The sequence below is a fragment of the Frankia sp. CoWAU3 genome (assembly GCF_977971855.1).
On the sequence record NZ_CDWWXB010000054.1, the window covers coordinates 4,659 to 13,355 of the forward strand.

Sequence of the window (8,697 nt, forward strand, 5' to 3'; positions counted from 1 at the left end):
CCCGTGGCGAGCAGGGGTGCGATCGGGAACGGCACGCCCAGCTCACCCTGGAGTCTGGCCAACAGGAAGCCGGCGACACCGGCGAGGGTCATCTGTGCCAACGAAAGCTGTCCGACGTACCCGGTCAACACGACGAACGACAGACACACCACGGCGCCGGCAAGGCTGCGTTCGAGGCCGAGCCGGTAGGGGCCGGCCAGCACGAGGATCGCGACCACCCCGAACGGCACACCGACCGCGAGGTGGCGCAGGGGAGACTCCGGCGGGTCGATCACCGGCATCGGAGCCGACACGGCGACGCCCGCGGCGCGACCGGGAATCAGATCCCCGCGCCGGCCTGCCACCGCGATGACCAGAAGCATCGGAAGCAGCGCGCGCAGTCCCGGCTGGTTCAACCAGGAGACGTCCTGTTGCAACGGGATCAGGACGGCCTGGGTCATGCCGAGGCCGAGAGCTCCGACGACGGTCAGACCGAACGAGGACAGGCCACCGAGCAGAGCGGAGGCGAGCGCGGGAACGACGAACAGCGAGTAGCTCGTCGGATTCAGCGCACTGATCGGCGCCACAAGGATCCCGGCGAGGGCGGCGAGCACGGCCGCCATGACCCAGTTGACGGCGGCGATCCAGCCGGGCCGCCGGCCGAGAAGCGCGGTGGTCTGCTCATCCTCGGCGACGGCGCGGGTAGCCAGGCCGAACAACGTCCAGCGCGACATCGCCCACAGACCGGCGGCGACCGCGATGACCGACGCGGCGAGCAGCAGCCGGTCACTCGCCACGGTCACGCCCAGCAGGGACAGCGGTGACTGCGGCAGCACCGGACTGAGGAACCTGTTGTCAGATCCGAACTGGAGCACGGCGACGGCCTGCAGCGCGATCGTGAGGCCGACCGCCGCCACGACCGTCATCAGCGGCTGGGCACGCCGCAAGGGCCGAAAAACCACCAGATAGGATGCCAGTGCTAGAATTGCCGCCATTGCGAGGGATACTGACAGGGCTAGCCCGAAGGTGGGCGTGTCGGTGAGATGAATTCTTGGCGGCATCCCGACGAAGGGCAGTACGAGGTCCCCGACCTCCCGTAGTTCTGCGTACTGGTAGGTGGCGTACATAGCGAACGCCCCATGGGCGATGTTCACCACGCCGGACGCGCGGTAGGTGAGCACGAGCCCTAGCCCGAGCGCCGCGTACACGGCCCCCGGGCCAAGGCCGAGCAGCAATGCTGCTATATACGTTGTCACCGGCCCCCCGTAGACGCATCTATTGCAGATAGAGAGATCCGAACTGCGATGAAGACCGGACGCATGGTCACACAACAGTCCCCGTCCGGCCGGTCGACGGTCAAGCCCCCAGAACTGGACGACAGAAGTGTAGCTTCACGAGCCGTGAGACAAGCCTCCCGCATCCTCCTCGCGTTCTCCGTAGCCTTGTCCGTCGTTGTCGCCGGGTGCACGAGTCAGCGCGGTGGCTCGTCCGGCGCAGCTGCCGGTGGCAGCGCGGCGGCGAGCCGCCTGACCGGGCCTGCGGTCACTGTCGGCTTCGTAACGGTTGAGAACAGCACTGTCGGGTCATACCCGGAGACCCGGAAGGCCGCTCAGGCCGCCGTGGACTACGCCAACACCTCTCTGGGCGGGCTCGACGGTCGACCGCTCCGGCTGATCAGTTGCGCAACCGACGGCTCGCCGGAGTCCTCCCAGAACTGCGCCAACCGGCTTGTCGCCACGAAACCACTCGCGGTGGTCGGCGGGATCGATTTCGGCGCGGAGGCGGCGATGCCGATATACGAGGCCGCCCACATCCCGTACGTCACCGGCTCTCCTCAACTGAGCGGAGAACTCGGCTCACACAACGCCTTCGCGTTTTCCGGCGGTTCGCTCAGCGAGCTGCTCGGCCTCACCGACTATCTGACGAACATCCGGCATGTGCGCAGCGTGCATGCCCTGTACCTCGACCTGCCCGGCCTGCTGTCCGCCGCTATCCAGGGATCGCAGAACGTCCTGCACCATAAAGGTGTGTCCGACGTCAAACTGGTGCCGGAGAAATCCGACGCGGCAGACTTCGCACCGGCCCTGACCCAGGTCGCTGCGGGCAAGCCGGACGCGATCATCGTGGTGTTCCAGGCTGCGACGTGCACCCGGATCGTCCAGGCCGCGGCGGCGCTGAACATCCGCAGCGACATCTACTTCATCGGTCCCTGCACCACCCCCGCGGTGCCGCGCGCGGCCAGCGGCCGGACCGACAACCTCTACTTCGCATCCAGCTACCTACCGGTCGGGACGAGCGATGGTGACGCCGACACGGCGGCGTTCCGTAAGGCGATCCCAGAGGCCGATCGTTCCTCGTCATCGCAGGGATCCTTCTCCGCCGTCCTCAACATCCGGTCGCTGCTGGCCGGTACCGCCCAGCCGACCTCGGCCGCCCTGCTCACGGCGCTTCGCGCCTCCCACGACCGCCCGAACGTCATGGCCCATCCGTTCACCTGCGACGGCAAGCAGATCGACATCTTCCCGGCGATCTGCAACACGGCGGTGCGGCTGCTGGCGTGGAAGAACAACACGTTCACCGATGTCACCGGCAACTGGCTCGACGGACGCCAGCTCATCAAACTGATCAACTGACCACGTTCGCCTAACGAGCCGTCCGGCTCGTGCTCATCCCCGTTGTCACACGCACGGGCCGGTGGCGCAACCACTCACGCAGATCTCGACGGTCAGATCTCGACGACGGCCTGGGCGAACTGGGACTGGTACAGCCGGGAGTATGGGCCATCGGCGGCCAGGAGCTCGGTGTGGGTGCCCTGTTCGACGATGGCTCCGTTCTCCATCACGAGAATGGTGTCCGCGTCCCGGATGGTCGACAGCCGATGCGCGATGACGAACGCGGTCCGCCCCGCCCGCAGGGTCGACATCGCCCGTTGGATGAGGACCTCGGTACGGGTGTCCACCGAGCTCGTCGCCTCGTCGAGAACCAGGATCAGAGGTTCCACGAGGAAGGCGCGAGCGATGGTGATCAGCTGCTTCTCCCCGCCGCTCACGCCGACCCCCTCGTCGTCGAGCACGGTGTCGTAACCCGCGGGAAGAGTGCGGACGAACCGGTCGACGTGCGCGGCGCGGGCCGCCGCCACGATCTGCTCGTGGGTGGCGCCCTCCGCACCGTAGGCGATGTTCTCCGCGATCGTTCCGCCGAACAGCCAGGTGTCCTGCAGGACCATGCCGATGCTGGCCCGCAGTTCATCCCGCGACATCGCCGCGACATCGACCCCGTCCAAGGTGATCCGTCCGCCGGTGACCTCGTAGAAGCGCATCAGCAGGTTGATCAGAGTGGTCTTGCCGGCGCCGGTCGGCCCGACGATCGCGACGGTGTGACCAGGTTCCGCGACAAGTGACAGGTCCTCGATCAACGGCTGGTTCGGTTCGTAGCGGAAGGAGACGTGTTCGAAGGCCACCCGGCCACGAAGCCGCTCCGGATGCGCCGGAACCGCCCGGTCGGGTTCCTGTTCGACGGTGTCGAGCAGGTCGAACACCCGCTCCGCGGAGGCCACCCCGGACTGCACCAGGTTCGCCATGCTGGCAACCTGGGACAACGGCTGGCTGAACTGCCGAGAGTATTGGATGAACGCCTGGACGTCACCGATCGACAGCGAGCCGGACGCGACCCGCAGGCCGCCGATCACCGCTACCAGCACGTAGTTCAGGTTTCCGATGAACAACATCGAGGGCTGCATGAGACCGGAGATGAACTGCGCACGCCAACTGGCGGCGTAGAGCCGCTCGTTCTGCTCACGAAAGATCTCCGCGGATTCCTCCTGCCGGCCGAACGCCCGCACGAGCGTGTGCCCGGTGTACATCTCCTCGATATGGGCGTTGAGACCACCGGTGATCCGCCACTGGGCGACAAACTGGGGCTGAGCCAGCTTGCCGACCCGGGTCGCCATCATGATCGACACTGGCACCGTGACCAGCGCGATCAGGGCGAGGATCCAGGAGATCCAGAGCATCATCGACAGCACGCCCACGATCGTCAGCGTCGACGCGACAATCTGCGACATGCTCTGCTGCAGGCTCTGCCCGAAGTTGTCGATGTCGTTGGTGACCCGGCTGAGCACCTCGCCTCGCGGCTGACCGTCGAAGTAACGGACGGGCAACCGCGAGATCTTCGCCTGGACGTCGCGGCGCAGATCACTGATCACTCTCTGCAGGGCCAGGTTCGCCAGCCGGGCCTGGAGCACACCGCACAATCCGGACACCGCGTAGACGACCACGACCCCCAGCAGCACGGCACCGATGGCATCGAAGTCCATACCATGACCGGGGGTCACGTCGAGCGAGGCGAGCAGGTCCGCCTGAGTACCGTGGCCGGTGGCACGCAGCTGCGCGACCGCCTGTTCCTTCGTGCTGCCGGCTGGCAGCCGCCGACTGAAGATCCCCGCGAACACCAGGTCGGTGGCGTGACCGAGCAAGCGAGGACCGATCACGCTCAGGCCGACACTCAACGTCGCCAGGACCACGACGGCGATCAGCAGGTGACGCTGCGGTTGCAGCAGTCCGAGCAGCCGGCGGCTCGACGCGGCGAAGTCCATCGACTTCTCCGTCGCGCCCGGGCCCACGAAGAACCGAGCGGGCCCGGCCGTCGGGGCCGGGCCGCGGCGCGGTGCCGGTACCGGGCTGCTCATGCCGCCTCCTCCTCGGTGAGCTGGGAGAGCACAATCTCGCGGTACGTGGTGTTGTCGGCCATCAGCTGCTGGTGGGTGCCGACGCCGGCCACCTCACCGTGGTCCAGCACGATGATCTGATCCGCATCCCGGATGGTGGCGACCCGCTGAGCGACGATCACCACGGTCGCGGCGGAGGTCTCGTGGGCGAGCGCCCTGCGCAGGCGGGCGTCGGTGGCGTAGTCGAGGGCCGAGAAGGAGTCGTCGAACAGGTAGATCTCCGGGCCGTGAACGAGCACGCGGGCGATGGAGAGCCGTTGGCGCTGGCCGCCGGAGACGTTCGTGCCACCCTGGGCGATCGCGGTGTCGAGACCGTCCGGCATGGCTTCGACGAAGTCCTTCGCCTGCGCGATCTCCAGCGCGCGCCACAGTTCGTCGTCGGTGGCGTCCGGATTTCCGTAACGCAGATTGGTCGCGACGGTGCCGGAGAACAGATACGGCTTCTGTGGAACCAGGCCGACGGTCCGGGCGAGCAGCGCCGGGTCGAGATCGCGGACGTCGACACCGTCGACGAGGACGGCGCCCTCGGTGGCGTCGGCCAACCGCGGGACCAGACCGAGCAGCGTTGTCTTGCCGCTACCGGTGCTGCCGATGATGGCTGTGGTCTGACCCGGCCGGGCGCGCAGGCTGATTGCGCGCAGGACCGGCGCCTCCGCGCCCGGGTAGTGGAACCCGACGCCCCGCAGTTCCAGGTCACCGTGGCGGCGCAGCTCCCGCACCGGGTTCTGCGGTGGCAGGACCGTGGAGTCGGTCTCGAGCACCTCCTGGATGCGCTCCGCGCACACCTCGGCGCGGGGAATCATCATGAACATGAAGGTGGCCATCATCACCGACATCAGGATCTGCATCAGGTAGCTGAGGAAGGCCGTCAGCGCGCCGATCTGCATCTGGCCGGCGTCGATACGGTGGGCGCCGAACCACAGCACGGCCACGCTCGAGAAGTTGACCACGGTGAGCACGAGCGGGAACATCAACGCCATGAGTCGGCCGAACCGCAACGAGATGTCGGTCAGTTCGGCGTCAGCCACCGCGAATCGGCGCCGCTCATAGTCGTCCTGGACAAAAGCGCGGATCACCCGGAGTCCGGTGATCTGCTCCCGCAGGATCCGGTTGACGGCGTCCAAGCGCTCCTGCATCGCCCGGCCCAGCGGCCGCATCCGTCGCACGATCAAGCTGATGATCACTGCGAGGACCGGAGTGATCGCGACGAGCAGGAGCGAGAGCCCGGCATCCTGATTGACCGCCAGGATGATGCCGCCCAGGCACATGATCGGCGCGGAGACCATGAGCGTGAAGCTCATTAACATCAGCATCTGCACCTGCTGCACGTCGTTCGTGGCCCGGGTGATCAGAGAGGGCGCGCCGAAGCGGCCGACCTCCCGGGCCGAGAACGACTGGACCCGGTCGAACACCGACGCCCGGATGTCCCGACCGAGCGCCATCGCCGTCCGGGCTCCGAAGAAGACGGCGGCGCCGGCACAGACGATCTGCACGACGCTGACACCGAGCATGAGTCCACCGATACGCATGATGTAGCCGGTGTCGCCGATGACCACTCCACGATCAATGATGTCGGCGTTGAGGGTGGGGAGGTAGAGCATGGCGATCGTCGCCACCAGCTGCAGAAGGACCAGTATCGAGATCGGCCGGCCGTAGGGGCCGAGGTGAGCCCGCAGAAGTCGGATCAGCATACGGTGCCTCTCGGTGGCGGCTGGTGGTCGAACCGGTAGGTCGCGACGACGGTGGGTAACCACACTGCAGACGTGTTGCGACCCTACGACGTCAACCCAACATCAGGTCAAGGCATTTTCAGTGCCGCGCACTGGAGAGTCGAGGGTCAGTGCCGCGCACTGGAGACATGGCGGCTACCTCATGTCGGATACCTGCCGGGGATGTCGGCGAGCGGTGCGGGTCCGCCGAAGAGGCTGCCCTGGCCAAGGCCGCAGCCGCTGTGCGCGAGGGTGGCGGCCTGCTTCGCGTCAGCGATGCCGGTGCCCAGCAGTGAAATGCCCAGTCCGCGGATGGTGGCGAGGAACGCCGTGCGCAGCGTGCCGTCGTTTTCTTCTTCCCCGGGGGTGCGGCCGTCGGTCAGCGATTCGGTCAGGTGCCGGGTGGCGGCGGCGTCGAGCACGATGATCTGGACGGGGAGCGGCAGAAGGGGATCGAACAAGAGGTCCTCGGCGTCGGGATAGGTGATCGCGAGCCTGATACCTCGTGCGGCCAGTCCGCGCAGCGCCCGCAGGGCAGCCTGATCGGTGTGGTGCGTCGCGCCGGCGACGCGGAGCACGAGAGCATCGGGTGGCAGGTGGTGGACGGTCAGAGCATTGACCACCTCGGTCGTGAACCGGGCGTCAGCGGCATCGAGGATCGAGACGGGGATGTGGAGGGCCACCTCCGGATGGCCCGTGCTTCGGTATCGGCCGAGGTCACGGCAGGCCCGGTCGAGCAGGATGTGCTCCAGTGCGGGGGCCAGCCCGGTCTGCTGGGCGGTGAGGGTGAGACGGTGGTGGGGAACGGATCGGGAGGACGGGTCGTCCCACCGAAGCGCCGCCTCGACACCGACGGTCCGACCGGTGTGGAGCTCGATGATCGGCTGATAGCTGACGTTGAGGGTACCGCCGCCATCCTCGCCGCGTACGGCGTGGGTGAGGCTGGTGCGCAGGGCATCCTCGGCGCTGGCGGGGCACAGCTCCGGCCGGTACACCACCAGGGTGCCCTTACCCCGCCGTTTTGCGGCGTACATGGCGGAGTCCGCCTGTTTCAGCACGCTTTCCGCGGTGGCCTGGGTGCCGGGGTCGACAACGACCAGCCCAATGCTGGCCTGGGTTGTATGAACCGTTCCGGCGAGTACCAAGGGTACGCGGAGTGTTTCCAGGATCCGCCGCCCGATGGACTCGGGGTCGACGCAGCCGCCTTCCAGCAGGACCGCGAACTCGTCGCCGCTGATGCGGGCAACCGTGTCGGTGCTACGGGCGCAACTCGTCAGCCGACCCGCGGTTACGCGAAGCAGGTCGTCGCCGGCCGCGTGCCCGAATCTGTCGTTGACGCTCTTGAAGTCGTCGAGGTCGCAGAACAGTAGTGCAAGCTGCGTGTTGTCCTGCGTATTGTCGTGGAGGCGCCGGGCAAGTCCGCGTTGCAGTCGGGCCGTCAACAGCGTGCGGTTCGCCAGGTCGGTCAGCGGATCGTGCAGGGCCTGGTGGTGCAGCTGTCGTTCGCGGGTGTAGCGGTGGGCGTTGTCCAGGCACAGCGCCGCGCGGGCGGCCAACTCCTCGGCCAGGGCCAGGTCGTCGTCCTCGTAGGGCTCTGGTTGCCGGGAGCGGCAGAAACTGGCCACCCCGAACATCACGTCGCGGGCGCACAGGGGGACGGTGATGAGCGAGTGGATCCCCTGCGCGAGGAGTTGCTCGACGCGTTCGGGGTCCTGGGCCTGCCAGCCGGGAGCGGCGTGCAGGTCGGCCTCGAGCACCGCTCGCCCGCTGGCCAGGCACCGAGCCTGCGGCGTGGAGGGCAGGAAGCTGATCTGGTGACCGGCCGGGTAGAGAGCGAGGCCTTCCTGGATGCCGTGCAGGGCGGCGCGGCGCAGCAGTGCGGTCGGACGCAGCGAGTCCTCGCCCCGCAGAACAGACTCCGACAGGTCCACCGTGACGACGTCGGCGAGTTCGGGCACGGCTGCCTGGGCCAGTTCCTCGGCGGTCCGAGTCACGTCGAGGGTGGTCCCGATGTGCATACTGGCCTCGTACAGCAGGGTGAGGCGTCGCCGTGCCGCCACCGCGAGACGGCCGATTCCCTGTTCCCCGATCGCCAGCAGTGACGCGCCGATGGCGGGCTGCCGGCTGGCCGGGTACGCGCTGGCCACGGGTGTGCTGGCCGGGCGGGTGGCGTCGGGTACACCCGCCGGCAGTCGCGGCGTCGGCCTGGGCGCGCTGAGCGCGGCATACGGCAGGAAAAGCCCCGACGCCGACGGGGCACCGGCGTCGGCCCCCCGCGGCTGG

Annotated in this window: 5 protein-coding genes; 1 reads left to right on the forward strand and 4 read right to left on the reverse strand. The window is 67.8% G+C overall.

Annotated elements, in window-relative coordinates; translation table 11 throughout:
• On the reverse strand, positions 1-1,235 hold a 1,235-nt coding region (locus AC08ON_RS07535), incomplete at its 3' end, for a branched-chain amino acid ABC transporter permease (protein ID WP_476616687.1).
• Positions 1,236-1,379: 144 nt separating this feature from the next.
• Here AC08ON_RS07535 and AC08ON_RS07540 point away from each other — a divergent pair.
• A complete protein-coding gene (locus AC08ON_RS07540) occupies positions 1,380-2,612 on the forward strand; it encodes an ABC transporter substrate-binding protein (protein ID WP_476607009.1) in 1,233 nt (410 codons plus the stop codon).
• A gap of 92 nt (positions 2,613-2,704) precedes the next feature.
• Here AC08ON_RS07540 and AC08ON_RS07545 read toward each other — a convergent pair whose 3' ends face one another.
• The 3 genes from AC08ON_RS07545 to AC08ON_RS07555 form a co-directional block, all read right to left on the reverse strand.
• Positions 2,705-4,666, reverse strand: a complete 1,962-nt coding sequence (locus tag AC08ON_RS07545; protein WP_476607010.1) for an ABC transporter ATP-binding protein — start codon at positions 4,664-4,666, stop codon at positions 2,705-2,707.
• On the reverse strand, positions 4,663-6,396 hold the full coding sequence (locus AC08ON_RS07550; RefSeq protein ID WP_011434843.1) for an ABC transporter ATP-binding protein: 1,734 nt from the start codon (positions 6,394-6,396) through the stop codon (positions 4,663-4,665). The genes AC08ON_RS07545 and AC08ON_RS07550 overlap by 4 nt, the downstream gene beginning before the upstream one ends.
• 179 nt (positions 6,397-6,575) lie before the next feature.
• Positions 6,576-8,697, reverse strand: a 2,122-nt coding sequence (locus tag AC08ON_RS07555) for a putative bifunctional diguanylate cyclase/phosphodiesterase (protein ID WP_476616688.1), incomplete at its 5' end; no start/stop codon positions are given.